Here is a 19,943-nt window from a genome sequence, read left to right as displayed (position 1 = left end):
CTGGGTGCCGGTTCCTACGGTGTACAGGCTGCCGCACGACAGTATTTTGACAAGGATGTATGGGATCTGAATCTTTCTGAATGTGCAACTCTGGCAGGCATCACACAGAACCCGACGAAATTTAACCCGATCATCAATCCTGACAGCAACAGGAAGAGACGCAAGGAAGTTCTCCAGCATATGCTGGATCAGAACTATATTACTCAGGATCAGTATGATGAAGCTCTTGCAGATGATATTTATTCCCGTATCCAGGCCGCTCAGGAAAAGAACTCCAGCACTGATAATACTGTTTACACATATTTTGAAGATGAACTGACAGATCAGATCATCAACGACCTGATGAATATCAAAGGTTACACCAAAAAACAGGCAACCAATCTTCTCTACAGCGGCGGACTTAAAGTATATACAACACAGGATTCCAAAATCCAGAATATCCTGGATGAGGAATATGCAGATCCTTCCAATTATCCGGACACTGTCCAGTATGAACTTGACTATGCCCTGACGGTTACCGATCCTGATGGAAATCAGGTAAACTACAGTAAGGAAATGCTGCAGCTTTATTTTCAGAATGAGGATCCCGATTTCGATCTTCTGTTCGATTCCCCGGAAGATGGACAGACTTATGTAGACAAATATAAGGCAAGCATACTCGCCAACGGAAGTAAAGTTCTTGCAGAGCGTGTCAATTTCGCACCTCAGCCACAGTCTTCCATGAGTGTGATCGACCAGCATACCGGCTATGTAAAAGCTCTGATCGGTGGTCGTGGAGAGAAAACGGCAAGTCTTACACTGAACCGGGCAACGGACACTACCAGACAGCCTGGTTCTACCTTTAAGATCGTGTCCACTTATGCACCTGCTTTAAATGAAAAAGGCATGACTCTTGCAACAACATTTGAAGACGAACCTTATGAATATCCGGATGGTTCCCCTGTAAACAACGCAACCCGTTCTTACAACGGAACAACCACGATCCGTACTGCGATCCAGAATTCCATTAACGTTGTAGCCGTCAAGTGTCTGGAAAAAGTAACTCCTGATCTTGGATTGAAATATCTGGACAACTTTGGTTTTACAACCCTTGCTCATGGAACAGAGGCTGACAAAGATGCCAATGGTAATGTATGGAGCGATGCAAACCTTGCCACTGCGCTTGGCGGCATCACCCGCGGTGTCACAAATGTTGAACTGTGTGCATCCTATGCAGCCATCGCAAATGGCGGAAATTATATCAAGCCAATTTATTACACAAAAATTCTGGATCACAACGGAAACGTCCTGATCGAGAATACTGCTGCCGAACGTTCCGTAATCAAAGAAAGTACTGCTTTTCTTCTCACCAGTGCAATGGAGGATGTTGTAAAACAGGGTACAGGTACAGCCTGCCAGCTTGACAATATGCCTGTTGCCGGAAAAACAGGTACAACCGAAGCCTATAACGACTTGTGGTTTGTGGGTTATACACCATATTATACATGCGCAGTATGGTCCGGTTATGACAACAATGAGAAATTACCTGATTATGCGCGTAACTTCCACAAAGCTTTATGGAAAAAGGTTATGACTCGTATCCATGAGGGACTTCCTTCCAAAGAATTCGAGAAGCCTGCAAGTGTAGAAAAGTTAAGTGTCTGCGAGGAAACCGGACTTCTTCCAAGAGCCGGCTGTCCGGTGATCACTGAATACTTTGACGTAGGTACCATGCCTACTGAATACTGTGACCAGCATTTCTATGACAGTGATGATTATGACTATAATTATGATACAGATTCCTCTGATCAGACTGACAACACCACTGACACTGATAACAGCGAAAGCTCTGATAATGGAGATACCGACAACAGTGGTGACAGTAACAATACTGATGATAACGGTAACAGCGGTGACGATGGTACTGATAATACCGGCGGGAGCGATGACAACGGTGACGGTAACGAGGATGATTCCTCTTATCAGGTCGACTATTATTAAGGCAAAAATACCGGTACAGGAGCACCTCCGAATGATGTTCCTGTACTGCAAAAAATCCACAGTCCTGTCAACTCAGGACTGTGGATTTTTTATATATTTTCAAAATTGATTCTCAGATATTATACTTCTTTAATAACCATACGCGCAGATCCGTAAATACCTGCATCATTTCCGAGAGTTGCAAGAATGATCGGTGTTTTCTTGCATGCTGTAAAAGCATATTTCTCATAGTATTTCTGAATACAGTCGATCAATGGCTGTCCGGCTTTGGAAACACCACCGCCGATAACGATGGCTTCCGGATCTGTCACACATGCAAACATGGCAAGTGTTCCACCAAGCATTTCTCCTACCTGTGCCATAACATCGCAGGCTACTTTGTCGCCCTCTTTAAAAGCATCCAGAACATTCTTTGCTGAAAGTTTTGTAAATTTGCGAAGAACAGTCTGCTCATCTGTAGCAGCCAGAGTTCTCTGTGCCACGCGAACGATACCTGTTGCAGACGCATACTGCTCCAGACATCCACAGTTACCACAGTTGCAGGCTTCCTTTTCTTCATGGTCAACTGCTGCATGACCGATTTCTCCACCTGCACCATGAGCACCGCCAACAATCTTTCCATCAACGATGATTCCACCGCCGACACCTGTTCCAAGAGTTACAAGAATAACGTTCTTAGCTCCTGCTGCTGCGCCTTTCCATGCTTCGCCAAGTGCTGCTACATTGGCATCGTTTCCTGCTTTGGACGGAAGTCCTGTCAGTTCTGTCAGTTCCTTAGTAACTTCTTTAAAGCCCCAGAAAAGGTTTACCGCACATGGCACTTCCCCTCTCTCGTTAACAGGTCCCGGTACCCCGATTCCCACACCGTCGATTTCTTCTTTATCCAGCTTACGCTCTGCGATCTTGTCAAGGATTGTCTTTGCAATATCCGGCAGGATTGCTTCTCCACTGTTCTCCTTACGTGTAGGAATTTCCCATTTCTCAACTAAGACTCCGTCTGTCTGAAAGAGTCCACATTTTACAGATGTACCACCAACGTCAATTCCAAAACAATACTTTCCCATAATATCTGATATCCTCCAAATTACTTTAAATTATTTTTCTTCACGTTTCTTTGCAAGATTTGCCTGAACACGTTTGTACAGCTCTTCCGCTGCATTGTATCCCATCTTCTTCTGTCTGTGGTTAACTGCCGCAGATTCAACGATAATAGCCAGATTACGTCCCGGACGGATAGGCAGAGAATGGCATACAATCTTATTTCCAAGATACTCTGTATATTCCTCATGCAGGCCGAGACGGTCATATTCTTTGTCTCTGTCCCACTCTTCCAGTTTGATAACCAGATCCACAGACTGTGTATCCTTAACGCTCTCAACACCAAACAGAGTTTTGACATCGATAATACCAATACCACGAAGTTCAATGAAATGTCTTGTGATATCCGGTGCCGAACCCACCAGCGTCACATCACTGACTTTACGAAGTTCTACAACATCATCACTGACAAGACGATGTCCTCGTTTGATCAGTTCCAGCGCAGCCTCACTCTTGCCAATTCCGCTCTCACCTGTGATCAGGACACCTTCACCATATACATCCACAAGCACACCATGGATGGAAATACATGGTGCCAGCTGTACACCCAGCCAGCGGATAATCTCAGCCATAAAACTGGAAGTTGTACGCTCTGTCACGAAAGTCGGAACATTATATTTAACTGCCAGATCGATCATATCCTGTGATGGTCTTGTCATTGTACTGAAAATTACACAGGGAATCTTGCTGGAAATAAATCTTTCATATTTAAATTTCCGTTCCTCATCACTGAGCTGCATCAGATAAGTATACTCTACATATCCGATGATCTGTACCCGTTCATTTGCAAAATGCTCCAGATATCCTGTCAGCTGCAATGCCGGTCTGTTGATCTCCGCTGTCTTGATCACAATCTCAGACAGATCAATTTCAGGAGTCAGGTTGTGAAGTCCCAGTTCCTGAACTAATTTTGTCAACTGTACACCCTTCATTTATTTCTCCTTTTCAGTTCAAAATCTGAAAGCCCGGTCTGTCCGCTATCTCAAAACCTGTTCATACAGACATAACTCATTTATAGCTGTCGTCCGGAACTTTCATAGTAAATTTCACGTCTTTTTTATTATATCACATCACTATATACAACTTCAATTACAAAAAACGAGAGTCTTTGGGTAATATGTAGAAGAACCCCCGAATATTTTTACATATTTTATATTTTTTTCTCACCAGCTCCATGAAAAAATTCATAGACTTTCTGTGCACTTCCTGCATTCATGCTTTCTGTCTCTGTAAGTTCTTCCAGTGATGCATCTCTGATATTCTCAACAGACTTAAATTTCCGCATCAATGCTTTCCGCCTGGTTTCACCGATACCAGGGATATCATCCAACAGAGAATGTACCTGATCTTTACTTCTCAGAGATCGGTGAAATTCAATGGCAAAGCGGTGCGCCTCATCCTGAATTCTGGTGATCAGGCGGAAACCTTCGCTGTCTGTATCAATGGGAATTTCAAGATTATTGTAATACAATCCTCTGGTTCTGTGATGGTCATCCTTGACCATACCACAGACAGGAATCTCTATTCCCAGATTATCCAGAACTTTTAACGCAATATTCACTTGTCCTCTTCCACCATCCATCAGGATCAGATCCGGCATAATAGAAAAGCTGTCAAACTCATCTTTTCCCTCATGAGTAAATCGTCTGGTAAGTACTTCTTCCATGCTTGCATAGTCGTTCGGTCCCTGCACCCACTTTATCTTAAATTTGCGGTAATCACTGCGCTTTGGCTTTCCTTTCTCATAGACAACCATGGAGCCTACAGATTCAAAACCACTGATATTGGAAATATCATAAGCTTCCATACGCCTGATCCCCGACAGTCCAAGCCACTCTTCCACTTCATGAACTGCTCCGATGGTTCTTCCTTCTTCACGTTTGATACGCTCTCTGTCTTTATCCAGAACCATCTTTGCATTCTCTTCTGCCAGCTCTACCAGCTTCTCTTTCGTACCTTTCTTCGGTACCCTGATATAGACTCGCTGTTTTCTTCGATCTGTAAGCCATTCCTCTATGATCTTGGCATCTTCGATTTCTTTTTGCAGCATAATCTCACGTGGGATAAACGGAGTTCCGGCATAAAATTGCTTCATAAAGCTGGATAATACCTGAGCCTTTGTATCGCCACGCGCCACACGCAGATAGAAATGCTCCCGCCCGATCAGTTTGCCTCCCCGGACAAAGAATACCTGTACAACAGCATCCTGCTCCCGCAGATCGAGGCTTTCATCCATGGCAACTGCGATGATATCCTTATCTTCCTCTCCGTAACCTGTAATTTTCTGACGTTCTCCGATCTTCTGGATACTGCGGATCAGATCCCGGTATTCCATGGCATCCTCGAAACGCATTTCTTCGGAAGCTGCCATCATTTTGTCGGTAAGCATATCAATCGTATCCTTAAAGTCTCCATTGAGAAATTTCAGCAGTTCTGCGATATTTTTCTTATATTCTTCTGAACTCACATAGCCCTGGCATGGCGCACTGCACTGTTTCATGTGATAGTACAGACATGGACGGTCCTTCCCACAATCTCTTGGCAATACCCGATTACAGGATCGCACCTTATAAAGTTTTCGCACAAGCTCGATCACATCTTTTACAGCACCGGCACTTGTATATGGTCCGAAATATTTCGCCTTGTCTTTCTTCATTCTTCTGGCAAAAAGGACTCTGGGATATTCCTCATTTACTGTGACTTTGATAAACGGATAACTCTTATCATCTTTGAGCATGGTATTATATTTCGGTCTGTGCTCCTTGATCAGATTACACTCCAACACAAGGGCTTCCAATTCCGAATCTGTGATAATATACTCAAATCTGGTAATATGAGTAACCATCTGTTCAATCTTTGCGCCCTTATTTCTGCTGCTCTGGAAATACTGACGCACCCTGTTTTTCAGACTGACGGCTTTTCCAACATAGATGATCTCGTCCTTCTCCCCATGCATAATGTAAACCCCCGGCTTGCCCGGAAGTTTTTTCAGTTCTTCTTCTATCTGAAACATAAACTCTCCTCTATACAAAAAATCCTGCCCTGAATGCTTTTCGTATCCATGAGATATTACAGCGTAACTTCCTGCGATACGAAAACAGAGCCGGAAATTATTTCGTTTCCGACTCTGTTATTGTATCACTGAATCTCTGGCTTATCCAGCGTTACTGTATTCTGTTTTTCCTCCGGAATTACCAGATCATCCAGATTTTCCGGAATCTCGATTCCACGCTCTACCGCATGGAAAATCTTCATAAATTCCTTACCTGTAATGGTTTCCCTGCGGATCAGATAAGCAGCAATCTTATCAAGTGCTTCTCTGTGGCTGCCGATCAGTCTCTTGGCTTCCTCATAGGAATTATGGAGAAGTACCATTACCTCATGGTCAACCTCTGTGGCAGTGTCATCGCCACAGTTTAACACTGCTCTTCCGCTGAGATACTGGCTCTCCTGTGTAGCCAGACCCATAAGTCCGAATTTATCAGACATACCGTATTGTGTGATCATGGCTCTTGCCACTTTGGTAGCCTGCTCAATATCATTGGCCGCCCCGGTTGTGACAGTGTCAAATACCAGTTCCTCTGCTGCACGTCCGCCAAGATATCCCACCAGCATTGCTTCCAGTTCCTTCTTGGTATTGAGATATTTCTCCTCCTCAGGTACCTGCATTACATAACCAAGTGCCCCCATAGTTCTCGGCACAATAGTAATCTTCTGTACAGGCTCTGCATCTTTCTGCAGGGCGCTTACCAGTGCATGTCCTACCTCATGATAGGATACGATCCTGCGCTCCTGTGCACTGAGGATTCTGTCCTTCTTCTCTTTACCTACCAGAACTACTTCAACAGCTTCGAGAAGATCTTTCTGGGATACTGCGCTGCGTCCACTCTTAACAGCAAGGATAGCAGCCTCGTTGATCATATTAGCCAGATCCGAACCCACTGCCCCGGAAGTTGCAAGTGCAATGTTCTCAAAATCAACAGTCTCATCCAGATGTACATTTCTTGCATGAACCTTCAGGATCTCGATTCTTCCCTTCAAATCCGGTCTGTCCACAATGACACGTCTGTCAAAACGTCCCGGACGAAGAAGTGCCGGATCAAGAACCTCCGGACGGTTGGTAGCAGCCAGGATCAGAAGTCCCTTTGAAGTGTCAAATCCGTCCATTTCCGCAAGAAGCTGGTTCAGGGTCTGCTCACGCTCATCATTGCCGCCGCCATAATGAGAATCTCGGCTCTTTCCGATTGCATCAATCTCATCAATAAAAATGATACATGGTGCATTCTTCTTTGCTTCCTCAAAGAGATCGCGGACACGTGATGCACCCACACCTACAAACATCTCCACAAACTCAGAACCTGACAGGGAGAAAAACGGCACATGTGCCTCTCCTGCTACTGCCTTTGCCAGAAGTGTTTTACCGGTTCCCGGAGGTCCTACAAGCAAAGCTCCTTTCGGCAGCTTCGCTCCGATGGTGGTATATTTGCCGGGATTATGCAGGAAATCCACCACCTCCTGCAATGATTCCTTAGCCTCATCCTGCCCTGCCACATCCTTAAAGGTAATCCCCGTATCCTTCTGAATGTAGGCTTTCGCGCGGCTCTTACCGACTCCCATCATTCCGCCGCCCTTATTCATGCGGCGCATAAATACCATCAACAGTACAAAAAGCACAATCGTCGGCAGGAGCACACTTACAAGCATGGAGATAATCTCTCCCGCTGCATCCGGCTTCTTATACTCAAACTTGATTCCTGTTCCTTCAAGTCTCTCTGTCAGCTTATCTACTGACTCCATCTGATTGGCATAATAAACTTCTTCTGAAAATCCTGATGACTGATGTTTCGGCGTGATCGTCAGTGTATTTGACTGAAGCGTAACCTCTTTCACATCTCCATCATCTACCATCTCAATAAATTTATCATAAGTGATCTCACTCGAATTATCCTTGAGCATATTGGTAAACATGGCGAAACATACCAGAGTTACCAGGAGGCATACCAGAAAGGCCAGTATCGACTGATGATTCTTGTTCGGGCCCTGTCTGCCCGGACCTTTATTATTATCAGGACGATTGCCATTCGGATTGTTATCCATATGATTATCCATTTCATTCCTCCTAAACGTTATCGTTCTTATTATAAAGAGAATTATTCTATAAATCAACTGCGAGATTGTGAAATTTACGTTATATCCGGATTTCTGTTACTGAAAACAGAATCTGTGTTTTTTCAGCAGTAACAAAATTTATTTGTATTTTTCTAAATTTCTCTGTTACAAACCGTTCTTTTTGTAGTATACTATTGACAAACTGATTACTGCTCACTTTGTTCCCGGTAATGCACTCCGCAATACACAGAATTTATGCTGACCGCATAAATTTGCGCTGTATGTCCCGGGATATTCCAAATGGGCAGTGCTAAAAATGTGATGAGGAAAGGAAATGAACAAATGAAGATAGGATTTGACAACGACAAGTATCTGAAAATGCAGTCCGAACATATTCGGGAACGTATTAACCAGTTTGGAAACAAACTTTATCTGGAATTTGGCGGCAAGCTTTTTGATGACTACCATGCTTCCAGAGTTCTTCCGGGATTTGAGCCGGACAGCAAACTGCGTATGCTGATGCAACTTTCTGATCAGGCAGAGATCGTTATTGTAATCAGCGCCGCTGATATTGATAAAAATAAAGTCAGAGGTGACCTGGGTATCACTTATGATGAAGATGTACTCCGCCTTATGGAAGTCTTTACAGAGCGCGGACTTTATGTAGGAAGTGTCTGCATCACCCAGTATTCCGGACAGGAAAGCGCAGATGCGTTTAAGAAACGTCTGGAGAAGCTTGGAATCAAAGTATACGTGCTTTATCTGATCCCGGGTTATCCGAATAATACTTCCTTTATTGTAAGTGATGAGGGATATGGCAAGAACGATTATATCGAAACAACAAGACCACTGGTTGTCATCACTGCTCCAGGACCTGGAAGCGGAAAAATGGCCGCCTGCCTTTCTCAGCTTTACCATGAATACAAGCGCGGTGTCAAGGCAGGATATGCCAAATTTGAAACTTTCCCAATCTGGAATATCCCGCTGAAGCATCCGGTAAATCTGGCATATGAAGCAGCTACTGCTGACTTAAATGATGTGAACATGATCGACCCGTTCCATCTGGAAGCATATGGTGAGACTACTATTAACTACAACCGTGACGTTGAAGTTTTCCCTGTTCTTCAGGCTATGTTTGAAAAGATCATGGGCGAGTGCCCTTACAAATCTCCCACAGATATGGGCGTTAATATGGCCGGTAACTGCATCGTTGATGATGAAGTCTGCAAGGAAGCTGCACGTCAGGAGATCATCCGCAGATATTATAAGAGCATGGAAGCTCTGGTTCGCGGAACAGGCCGCGAAGAAGAAGTTTATAAGATTGAGCTTCTGCTGAAACAGGCACACGTCAGCAAAGAAGACCGTAAGGTTGTTACTGCCGCATTACAGCGTGAGGAAGAAACCGGTGCTCCTGCTGCCGCCATGGAACTCAATGACGGACGCATTATCACAGGAAAGACTTCCGACCTGCTTGGCGCATCCTCTGCCCTGATCCTGAATGCACTGAAAGAACTTGCCGGAATTGATCACAGCAAACATGTTATTTCTCCTGAAGCTTTAAGACCAATCCAGACACTCAAGACCGAATATCTCGGAAGCAAGAACCCGAGACTGCATTCTGATGAGACTCTGATCGCACTTTCCATCAGTGCCGCTGACAACGAAGATGCGAAGCTTGCCCTTCAGCAGATCCCGAACTTAAAAGGCTGCCAGGTTCATACTTCTGTGCTGCTGTCTCAGGTGGATATTCTGGAGTTCCGTAAGCTGGGCGTAGAGCTTACTTGCGAGCCGAAATCTGAGCATGCTAAGAAGCTGCAGAAATAATTTCACAATAGCATAAAAAATCTCCTCTCTGAACATATGATTATTTCATATGAACAGGAGGAGATTTTTATTATACTATTTTCTGTCTATTCTTCCACTGTTTACATATCTAATCGTAAGGAAAATATCCAACGCAAAAATGATAATTGCGAGGATTAATAAAATCGGGCGCTGATCACCAGCATACAATATTAATCCGCCATTTAAAAGGCATATCGTCATGCTGATTCCAAGGGTATTGTATGCTTTTCTTGCATCAAGTTTTCCATTGGAAGTAATTTTTTCTTCAATAATACCGCCTGGTTTTACGATACTGATAATAATCAAAGAAACAACAAGTATTGTACCAACAAATGCATTTGTATTCCACTGCATACTCATTCCTCCTCTTCATCAGATATAGGACACCTCACCTATGTCTCACGTCTTAGATTTTGTCAGAAATTTCTTCATTTACCCTCTATTTATCTTTAAATTATCATTGTCAGGCGCATCTGTCAATATCTTTATTTGATTGAATCAAGAAAATACTGAAGTGGATGATTTTATCCTCTTAACTATTTACAATCTCTAATGCTCTGTCCGGATAATTGGTGATGACGGCTTCTGCGCCTGCATCTTTTACAAGCTGGATATGTTCTGGTTTGTTGGCGGTCCATACGTGCATTTTCAGGCCGGCACGTTTAACTTCTTCCATGAACTGTGGGTATTTCAGGTGGTAAACTGCCGGGTGTACGGCGTTGATTCCGAGATTTTTAGCGTACATGGCTGGATTTACCCATCCGTCACTGAAAAGGATTCCGGTCTGTACATGGTCATTCAGCTGTTTTAACTGTAACAGGCTGTAATGGTTAAAGGAGGAATAGATCAGCTGGTCTTCCATGTTCATTTCTTTTACCAGTTTCAGGATTTTCCCTTCCATTCCCGGATAGAAGCAGATGCTGTTCTTTAGTTCAATGTTTACCATCATGTCTGTGGTGCGCATGAGCTCCAGTACTTCTGCCAGAGTTGGAATGTGATAAATTCCTGATGGTTCTGCGGGTGTACTGACTTTTAATTCTTTCAATTGAGCCAGTGTCATATCTTTGATCAGTCCGGTTCCGTCTGTGACGCGGTCTACGTTTTCGTCGTGCATAACGATGAGTTCGCCGTCTGCGGAAGTATGTACATCCATTTCGATTCCGTCTGCGCCCTGTCTGATGGCAAGTTCAAATGCTTCCAGAGTGTTCTCCGGTCTGTATCCGCTGGCACCCCTGTGTGCCCATACTTTTGTTGTTCTCTTTGTTGTTTCTGTCATTTCCATATGCCTCTCTGTTCTTTCTATTTTGAATTTTCTCTGTTTCTTTTGTTTTTGTTAATGGTATTACTATATCTAATAAATATGTTTGATCTATGGTCAGTCTGCGAAAAAAATGTGTTCTCCTATAAATGGTACATTTCAGATTTGCGGTGTTTTAATAATGGAAGCTGCTCTCTGATCTGGTCTTCCCGGTCCAAATCTATTTCTTCTATTAAAATGCCCTCTTTCTCATCCAACTGTTTCATAACCTTTCCCCATGGATTTGTTACAATAGAATGTCCCCAGGAAATATATCCTGCCTGTGTATCTCTGGCAGGAGCACATCCAAGCATGTAGATCTGATTGTCAAGGGCTCTTGCACGAAAAGTCAGTTCCCAGTGTGCCGGACCTGTGGTCATATTAAATGCTGCCGGGACGAAAATCATCCTTGCACCGTCCAGTACAATTGTGCGGGCAAACTCCGGGAAGCGGATGTCGTAGCAGATCATGACACCCATTTTCCCAAATTCAGTATCAAATACTGTGGCATGATCTCCCGAAGTCAGAGTATCTGATTCTTTAAAGTACTGGCCATTTTTTACATTGATATCAAAGAGATGAGCTTTTCTGTGCTTGCCAATCTGTTTTCCATCTCTGTCAAAAATATAAGAAGTGTTGTAAACCTTTCCCACATCATCTGCTTCCGGCATGGAACCTGCGATCAGATAAATATGATACTTTCTGGCATAATCAGACATTGCCTGCCAGGATGGACCACCTTCTTTTTCTGCATAAATTGGGAAGTTTTCGGTCTGATACGGACAACAGAACATCTCCGGAAGGATTACAAAGTCCGGATTTTCTGCCTTTATTTTTTCTATATAAGTGCCGGCAGTACGGATATTTTGTATTTTATCTTTTACTGTGGGCATCTGAATTGCTGCTACTTTCATATGCGTCCTCTCCTTTCTTTTATCTATTATAGCCGAAAAAAATCACATCGCCAATCCTACATTAAAGTTGCTTCCAATATTTTTATATGCTATATTAAAAACAAGCCGAAACATATCTGCTTCTACCAAAGATAAAAATTCTAAATATCCCGGAAACCCCGGAAAAGGAGCATTTCTTTGTTTCAAATCACATATTCTAAAAAGGCTGAAAAATTTTTACGAAAGCAAGATAAAACAACACAGTATCGACTATTTACTGCTATCAGCAAATTACCATTAGAGGGAAATATCAAAAAATTACAAGGTATCTCCGGCTATCGACTTCGTGTTGGAAATTACAGAGTACTATTCGATGTCAATGGATTCGTTGTTGATATCATAGATGTGGGAAATCGCGGACAAATATATAAAGGAGTGTGAGTATCATGTCTAATGTAAAAGAAAGAATTATAGGTGCAGTTACAATTATGAGCGAAGAAGAGGCTGAAAAAGTCTGGAACTTAATTCAGGCATCATTTATTTTGTCCGACGTTGAAGAAATAGAACCAGACCCAGAAGAATTGGAAGCACTACGCCGATATGAAGCTGGCGAGCCTGATTATCAACCATCCATCTCTGCTGAAAATCTGAAAAGAGAACTAGGATTATAATTTAAAAACATCCCCCACGCATGAACATTCCTTCCATGTGTGGGGGATATTGATTTTCCGCAGGTAAGTTGCTAAATGCACCTGTATTCAGTTGATTTAATTAATTATTCTTCATAACCATTCGGGTTATTGGACTGCCATCTCCAGGAGTCTGCACACATTTCTTTAATACCGTTTTCGGCTTTCCATCCCAGTTCTCTCTCTGCTTTGGAAGCATCGGAATAGCAGGTTGCGATATCGCCTGGACGACGTGGCTTGATCACATATGGAATTTTAACACCTGTAGCAGCTTCAAAATTCTTCACAATATCAAGAACACTGTAGCCTTTTCCTGTACCAAGGTTGTAGATACTTAATCCGGAATTATCTTCGATTTTCTTAAGAGCTTTTACATGTCCCTTTGCAAGGTCAACTACGTGAATGTAATCTCTCACACCTGTTCCGTCCGGAGTATCATAATCATTTCCGAATACCCCAAGTTCTTTCAGTTTACCTACTGCAACCTGTGTGATATATGGCATCAGGTTGTTCGGGATTCCGTTTGGATTCTCTCCGATAGTTCCGCTCTTGTGAGCACCGATCGGGTTAAAGTAACGGAGAAGAACTACGTTCCATTCCGGATCTGCTTTCTGAATGTCGGTCAGGATCTGCTCAAGCATGGATTTTGTCCATCCATATGGATTTGTGCACTGTCCTTTCGGGCACTCTTCTGTGATCGGGATGATTGCCGGGTCTCCGTATACAGTTGCAGATGAGGAGAAGATAATGTTCTTTACATTATGTTTTCTCATGACATCTACCAGTGTTAAGGTTCCTGCAATGTTATTTTCGTAATATTCCCAGGGTTTGGCAACGGATTCTCCAACTGCTTTCAGACCTGCGAAATGAATACAGGAATCAATATCTTCTTTATCAAAAACTTCATTTAAAGCATCGCGGTCCAGGATGTCTGCTTTGTAGAATTTCACTGGTTTGCCTGTGATTTTGGAAACTCTTTCCAGAGATTTCTCACTTGCATTGCTTAAGTTATCCAGAACTACAACATCATATCCTGCATTCTGCAATTCTACAACTGTATGGCTTCCAATATAGCCTGCTCCACCTGTAACTAAAATTGCCATAATAATTCCTCCTAACCTGTCTTCCTGCTACAATACCTGTTTTTTGCAATTTCTGTTTTTTTCTCTTTCAACAATACCTATATTAGTTCACAGTATCAGAAATATCCTTGATAATTCTGAGTGTAATCTATAAAATTCTGCGGATATCCTGTTTCACATCTGCAAAATTTACCTCTGTATTTTACAGCACCCTATATTCAGAACTGTAAAATACCGTTTCCTGGCACATCATGTATTGTAGAAAATCCTGCGAAAATATGATTTTTCTCATATCCCCGCAGGATAATTCTATCCGAATCAGTTCATAAACACAAGTCTTTATGGACATGTACATTTTTTTATACCTGTTTATACTTATTTACAATCTCTTTCATCCGGGAAAGTTTTTCTTCCATGTCTTTCACCAGTTTGAACTGTGTTCTGCAACGATCCAGATTATGTCCCTCTCTGTGAATCTTGAAATAATGATCTCCCTCCAGATAGTCTGTGAGGAAACGCATTCCACATTCAAAGGTCATAAGGATTGCTCCCATGGGAAGCATATCCAGTTCTGTCTCAGTCAGTGCACCGCCACAACCTTCAATGAAACCTTTGACATAAACTTCATACAAGTGAAGATCGCAGGACACCTTCGTCAGGTCTTTCTCATCCTCTGCTCCGGTACTTGCGCCAAAGCGGATAGAATCACCGAAATCATTTACGGAAAGCCCCGGCATTACAGTATCAAGATCAATCACACAGATGGCTTTTCCCGTTGCATTATCAATCATAATGTTATTCAGCTTGGTATCATTATGTGTAACACGCAACGGCAGCTTTCCCTGATCCTGCATATCGCACAGGACATGTGCCAGTTCTGTGCGGTCCTGCACAAACTGAATCTCTTTTTCCACATCTGCTGCTCTGTGACATATATCTTTTTCCACAGCAGTTTTAAACTTATCCAGCCTGTCCACCGTATTATGAAAATTTACGATAGTCTCATGAAGAGTTTCTGCCGGATAGTCTGCAAGCAGCCTCTGGAAATGCCCGAAAGCAACTGCACTCTGGTAAAAATCTTCCTCATCTTTTACCATATCATAGCATGTTGCATTTTCAATGAATAAATATACTCTCCAGTATTCCCCGTCCTCATCTACATAATAAGGAAGTCCATCCTTTGTCATCACAAGATTCAGAGTCTCTCTCTCCACATCTCCACCGTTTTCCTGGATCTTTTTCTTCAGCCAGGCAGTAACACCGCTGACATTCTCCATCAGTTCCACAGGTTTGGTAAAAATACTCCTGTTCATTTTCTGAAGAATATAATGTTTGCCTGTACCGTAAGTCAGTCGGTAAGTATCATTGATATGTCCGCTTCCATAAGGAACACATTCTGTCAGATTATCTTCCAGAACAAATGCACTGGTGATATTCTTTATTTCCCGGTTAATTTCCACTCAATTATTCCTCCCATAATTTCTGTGGATACAGCCCTCCATCTTTTAAATTCTGAATGGCAGCTACTACCACAGGTTTATCTTCTTTGTAGGTTACACCATACCATTTATCCATAGATTTCAGAACTTTTACAGTTGCTCTCTTCTCACCGAGAAGTTCATCTACTACAAATGGCAGGAAATATTCGCATTTCAGCGGGTTTACTTTCAGATTCTCATCCAGGAATTTAGGGAATCTGTCTTTCAGCTCTTTTAGGATACTTGCGGAAAATCCCCACATATTCATGGATACTGTACTGCCTTCCGGAAGCATAGTCCATGTTTTTCCATCGTCTTCTGTATAAGCTGTGCCGCCGTCATGCTTTTCGATATGGGTACGCTCGTTGATCTTAAGAAGATGTCCTTCTTCATCTGTAACGCACACACCTCTTGCCACATGGCCATTCTCTGTCAAAGTATTTTCCAGTTTATAGCCGACCATCATATATCTGTAAGTATCTGCGGTATCTTCGTTCTCTGTCAGGAAATCATATGCCATCTTAAATGCATGGCTTCCATAATAGTCATCTGCATTGATTACAACGAATGGTCCGTCGATTTCATTGATACAGCTTAATACGGCATGTCCGGTTCCCCATGGTTTCACACGTCCTTCCGGTACTTCATAGCCTTCCGGAATATTGTGAAGATTCTGGAAAACATATGATACTTCCAGCTGATTGCTGAGGCGGTCACCGATGGCGCTTCTGAAGTCTGCCTCATTTTCTTTTTTGATAATAAATACTACTTTCCGGAATCCGGCCTGTACTGCATCATAAATGGAGAAATCCATGATGATGTGTCCCTCTTTGTCCACCGGATCGATCTGTTTCAGACCGCCGTAACGGCTTCCCATACCTGCTGCCATAACTACTAATACTGGTTTCTTCATAATTTTTTTCCTCTTTTCTTTAAATGTTTTTCGTTACTCTCAGATTACCTGGTAACTTTTTACATTCATCTTATCATACTATGATTTCGAGGTCAAAACGTGTTACATAATACCTTTCACAATCGCAAACGTTACTGTTCACTCCGTTCACAGTAACGTAGCCAAAATTCATTCCAGATTGCCTGCGGCAATGGAATTTTGGCTTGTATGTCTCGGGATTTTGGCATATTCATGCCAAAACACCTCGCGGGATAGTGGTGTGTGAACAGTAACATCGCAAACAATTGTTATTGTCCTGCTGTCCTCTAATATTATCCCTTAATGCCACCGGTAACACCACCGATGATCTTCTCAGACAGGAAAATATACAGAATAAATGTCGGCAGGAATACAATGATCACTGCTGCAAACATTCCGGCCCAGTCACCTGTATATTTCATGGAGTTGATCATTCCATAAAGTCCGGGTGCAACAGGTTTCAGCTTATCCGAGCTTGCGAAGATCAGTGACAGGAAATACTCGTTCCAGATATTAATAAAGTTAAAGATTGTTACTGTTACGATTCCTGACTGTGCCATGGGAAACATGATTTTCCAGAAAGTACGCATGGGAGGGCATCCGTCGATTGCTGCCGCTTCCTCATAGGTTCTGGAAATATTGCTGAAAAATGTAAGCAGGAAAATGGTCGTATAAGGTACATTAATTCCTACATACAATATGATCAGTACAGTTCTTCCTGCAGCCACATTATTCAGGATTCCCATACCGGAAATAATACTGAAAAGAGGAAGAACAACCATGATTGCCGGAACACCCATGGCAGATACGAAGCTGGTCTGGATGAATTTATTTGCAATAAAATCAAATCTGGACAGTACATAAGCTGCAGGTGCACACACCAGGACCAGAATTGTGCAGGAAATCACTGAATAAATCAGAGAGTTTCCGAAGAATCCTGCAACTCCGGCACCGTTCCATGCTTTTGCATAGTTTTCAAAATGTAACCCGGACTCAAACTTCAGGGCTTTTCCCTGGAAGATTTCTGCTGTTGTTGAAAAACTTGCCCCGAATACCCATCCCAGAAGCGCAATGGTAAAGATTACCCAGAGCAGCAGAATGATGTATCCCGGCAGGAGTTTGACTTCTTTTTTCAGATTAAAGGGTCTGCGTGCCTCTTTTTCTTTTGCCATTTCTCATCCCTCCTTAGAATTCCAGATCATCATCTTTGATCACTCTGTTACAGATTGTAAATACAATGACTACGCAGACACTGAGCAGTACACCAATGGCAGCTCCCAGACCTGCATTTCGTTCTGTAACTGTATTGCCGCCGCCAAAAATCTGCATATACATATAAACATAAGGGGTAATTGTCTGTGTGTCTGCAGTTACTGTGGAGAAAAGCTGTGACCATACAAAAAAGCCTACACTGCTTACAGACCACATGGTAATGTTTGTCTTAAATACTCCCTTTAACAATGGAAGTGTCATGTAACGGAACTGTGCCGGTTTGGTCGCTCCGTCAATGGTTGCCGCCTCATAATATTCAGGGCTGATACGCTCAATACCGCTGAGCCAGATTAACATATGGTATCCAACCATTCCAAAACAATATGCAAACAACAGTGCCCAGAATTTGTGGTCATTATCCAGGAACTGAATCTTTGCCAGATTGTCCAGATGCAGTGCTGTAAAAAGATCTTTCAACAAGCCATATCTTGGACTGTATACATACTGTAGCCACATAGTAGCAAGCGCTACTGCACTGACAATATTTGGCATATAAATGATCGCGCGGAAAAATTTCTTTCCTCTGATTCCACTGGTAAGAATAACTGCAAATAAAAGAGACAGGCTCATTACCACCAGACCGCCGATCAGCCAGATACGAAACAGGTTAAAAAATGAAGTCTTAAATAAGCTGGTACTCATCAGCTTTGTATAGTTGCCAAATCCTACAAATTTCCATAAATCCATGGAATCTGTAACTCCGTCGATCTTGAAAAAGCTCATGATCACTGTTCTGATGATCGGATACAGAAAGATTCCCAGAAACAGCAGAACTGCCGGAGTCAGAAATACAACGATCATCGTTTTATTCTTCTTCAAATAAATACCTCCTCTGTAAGTTATACCATATCTACGGATTGCTACGCTTCGCTCCCGCAATCCTCCAGCCATTCGGAATCCGCTGATTTACTTCGTAAATCGCTACTTCCTCATGTCTGGCGGTTTCCAAGTCTAAAAGTCTTATCGCGCAAGCACGAACGACTTTTTGCCTTTGAAACCCGGATATTCAAAAAGACAGATGGCGGCAGCGTAGATACGATGCCACCATCTCTATAAATTCTTTATTTATTTCGCTGCGTCCTGCATAGTGGAAACAAATTCATCTGCTGTAATGGAACCTGCCATTAATTTGATGAAGTTTTCTTTGATAACCGGAGTCATATCTACGTTGGATTCTACACCGCATGCCCATGTGAAACGGTTTGTGCTCTGCTCAATAACAGGTTTTGCACACTCAACCATTGCCGGCCATTCTGTGTTTGTTGTATCAGCCGGGATACCTACAGTTTCATCTGCAAGTTTCTGGTCGTATTCACCTTTTGTAAGGAATGTGATCAGATCAAAAGCTTCTTTTGCAAGTTTTGTATCTTTGTTAATACCAAATACCTGTGCACCAAAGTTGTTTGTTTCGATTCCGTTTGCTCCGTCTGTAAGTGCCGGATATGCGAAGCATCCCCAGTGGAAGTCAGGACCTGCCATCTCTTTTACTTCGTTTGGTAACCAGGAGCCATTCAGATACATTGCAGCTGTTCCAAGTGCAAGCTCTGTGTTCTGACCTGCAGGCCATACGTTGGAACCAACCATCTCTGAATAATATCCGTTAGATGCAAGTTCTTCGATATCCTGTGCCATCTGAAGAACTGCAGGATCATCCCATTCACCTTCAGTTACGATCTCTTTTACTTTATCTTCGCCAACCAGTCTTGCAAGATGATATCCGATCACACATGTTGCATAGGCATCATCCATAGTCATTGGTGTGATTCCTGCATCTTTTAATTTCTGGCATACATCTTTGAATTCATCCCATGTCTTCGGTTCTTCTGTGATTCCTGCCTGCTCAAACAGATCTTTGTTATAGAAGAAAGCAAATACGTTTGGCTGATATGGAATTGTTTTTAATGTACCGCCGCCGGCATCACGGCATGCTGCCATCAGACCTGCATTTGCAGTTGCTTCATAGTCATTCTCTTTCGCAAGGTCTTCCAGATCCAGAAGATATTTACCGTACATTCCGTTTACACGGTCGATATCTTCGTCAAAAATATCAATCTGTGTGCCGCCGTCCAGTGCAGGCTGAAGTGCTTCACGGTTTCCGGTACGTCCCTTAAACTGAAGGTCTACCTTAACTCCTGTCTGTTCTGTATAAGCGTCAACTGCTTCCTGAATCACCTGTCCCTGTGGCTCTGTAGCTTCCCACATTGACCAGTAAACTAATGTATCATCTGCTGCCTGAACAGTGAAAGCCGGTGCTGCAAGTGAACCAACC

Annotated in this window: 17 protein-coding genes; 4 read left to right on the top strand and 13 right to left on the bottom strand. The window is 42.8% G+C overall.

The genetic code is table 11. From position 1 onward, the window contains the following. Positions 1 to 1,980, top strand: a 1,980-nt coding sequence (locus AC075L_RS17540; protein ID WP_476387952.1) for a transglycosylase domain-containing protein, incomplete at its 5' end; no start/stop codon positions are given. A gap of 119 nt (positions 1,981 to 2,099) precedes the next feature. Here AC075L_RS17540 and AC075L_RS17535 read toward each other — a convergent pair. The 4 genes from AC075L_RS17535 to ftsH all read right to left on the bottom strand — a co-directional run bounded on the left by AC075L_RS17535 (position 2,100) and on the right by ftsH (position 8,187). After that, a complete protein-coding gene (locus tag AC075L_RS17535; RefSeq protein ID WP_022379920.1) occupies positions 2,100 to 3,044 on the bottom strand; it encodes an ROK family glucokinase in 945 nt (314 codons plus the stop codon). Positions 3,045 to 3,074: 30 nt separating this feature from the next. Then, a complete protein-coding gene (gene hprK / locus AC075L_RS17530; RefSeq protein ID WP_008705888.1) occupies positions 3,075 to 4,010 on the bottom strand; it encodes an HPr(Ser) kinase/phosphatase in 936 nt (311 codons plus the stop codon). A 218-nt stretch (positions 4,011 to 4,228) separates the two neighbouring features. Beyond that, positions 4,229 to 6,091: an excinuclease ABC subunit UvrC gene (gene uvrC / locus AC075L_RS17525; protein ID WP_055200957.1), complete on the bottom strand. Its 1,863-nt coding sequence runs from the start codon at positions 6,089 to 6,091 to the stop codon at positions 4,229 to 4,231. A gap of 125 nt (positions 6,092 to 6,216) precedes the next feature. Further along, complete coding sequence (gene ftsH, locus AC075L_RS17520) at positions 6,217 to 8,187, bottom strand: ATP-dependent zinc metalloprotease FtsH (protein ID WP_055200959.1); 1,971 nt, start codon at positions 8,185 to 8,187, stop codon at positions 6,217 to 6,219. 342 nt (positions 8,188 to 8,529) lie between these two features. Here ftsH and AC075L_RS17515 point away from each other — a divergent pair, with 342 nt between their 5' ends. Further along, positions 8,530 to 10,011, top strand: coding sequence for a DUF1846 domain-containing protein (locus AC075L_RS17515; protein WP_118617189.1), 1,482 nt, complete (start codon positions 8,530 to 8,532; stop codon positions 10,009 to 10,011). A gap of 75 nt (positions 10,012 to 10,086) precedes the next feature. Here the strand turns inward: AC075L_RS17515 and AC075L_RS17510 are convergent, their stop codons facing one another. From AC075L_RS17510 to AC075L_RS17500, 3 genes are all read right to left on the bottom strand, one after another. Further along, complete coding sequence (locus tag AC075L_RS17510) at positions 10,087 to 10,386, bottom strand: hypothetical protein (protein ID WP_118342136.1); 300 nt, start codon at positions 10,384 to 10,386, stop codon at positions 10,087 to 10,089. Between the two features lie 178 nt (positions 10,387 to 10,564). Continuing rightward, complete coding sequence (locus tag AC075L_RS17505) at positions 10,565 to 11,314, bottom strand: glycerophosphodiester phosphodiesterase (RefSeq protein WP_118617183.1); 750 nt, start codon at positions 11,312 to 11,314, stop codon at positions 10,565 to 10,567. A 119-nt stretch (positions 11,315 to 11,433) separates the two neighbouring features. Continuing rightward, complete coding sequence (locus AC075L_RS17500; protein ID WP_476387951.1) at positions 11,434 to 12,243, bottom strand: carbon-nitrogen hydrolase family protein; 810 nt, start codon at positions 12,241 to 12,243, stop codon at positions 11,434 to 11,436. Positions 12,244 to 12,420: 177 nt separating this feature from the next. On the opposite strand from AC075L_RS17500, the gene AC075L_RS17495 reads away from it, so the two are divergent. Together AC075L_RS17495 and AC075L_RS17490 are read left to right on the top strand one after the other, a co-directional pair. Further along, positions 12,421 to 12,663: a type II toxin-antitoxin system RelE family toxin gene (locus AC075L_RS17495; protein WP_025580176.1), complete on the top strand. Its 243-nt coding sequence runs from the start codon at positions 12,421 to 12,423 to the stop codon at positions 12,661 to 12,663. A 5-nt stretch (positions 12,664 to 12,668) separates the two neighbouring features. Next, a complete protein-coding gene (locus AC075L_RS17490) occupies positions 12,669 to 12,893 on the top strand; it encodes a hypothetical protein (RefSeq protein ID WP_025580177.1) in 225 nt (74 codons plus the stop codon). Positions 12,894 to 12,997: 104 nt separating this feature from the next. Here AC075L_RS17490 and galE read toward each other — a convergent pair whose 3' ends face one another. The 6 genes from galE to AC075L_RS17460 form a co-directional block, all read right to left on the bottom strand. Beyond that, on the bottom strand, positions 12,998 to 14,014 hold the full coding sequence (gene galE / locus AC075L_RS17485; protein ID WP_008705897.1) for a UDP-glucose 4-epimerase GalE: 1,017 nt from the start codon (positions 14,012 to 14,014) through the stop codon (positions 12,998 to 13,000). A 338-nt stretch (positions 14,015 to 14,352) separates the two neighbouring features. Next, positions 14,353 to 15,453, bottom strand: a complete 1,101-nt coding sequence (locus AC075L_RS17480; protein ID WP_173679498.1) for a phosphotransferase enzyme family protein — start codon at positions 15,451 to 15,453, stop codon at positions 14,353 to 14,355. A gap of 4 nt (positions 15,454 to 15,457) precedes the next feature. Beyond that, positions 15,458 to 16,384 carry a nucleotidyltransferase family protein gene (locus tag AC075L_RS17475; protein WP_118409296.1) on the bottom strand — a complete coding sequence of 309 codons (927 nt, stop codon included), beginning with the start codon at positions 16,382 to 16,384 and terminating at the stop codon, positions 15,458 to 15,460. 311 nt (positions 16,385 to 16,695) lie between these two features. Next, complete coding sequence (locus AC075L_RS17470; RefSeq protein WP_008705900.1) at positions 16,696 to 17,574, bottom strand: carbohydrate ABC transporter permease; 879 nt, start codon at positions 17,572 to 17,574, stop codon at positions 16,696 to 16,698. A 13-nt stretch (positions 17,575 to 17,587) separates the two neighbouring features. Next, a complete protein-coding gene (locus AC075L_RS17465) occupies positions 17,588 to 18,493 on the bottom strand; it encodes a carbohydrate ABC transporter permease (RefSeq protein WP_025580677.1) in 906 nt (301 codons plus the stop codon). Positions 18,494 to 18,739: 246 nt separating this feature from the next. After that, the coding region (locus tag AC075L_RS17460; protein ID WP_476387950.1) for an ABC transporter substrate-binding protein at positions 18,740 to 19,943 on the bottom strand (1,204 nt) is incomplete at its 5' end.

The sequence above is a fragment of the Blautia sp. ZXY-1-B12 genome (assembly GCF_056339915.1).
Note: the sequence above shows the minus strand (reverse complement) of the source record. Positions and strands in the feature narration are given on the sequence as shown.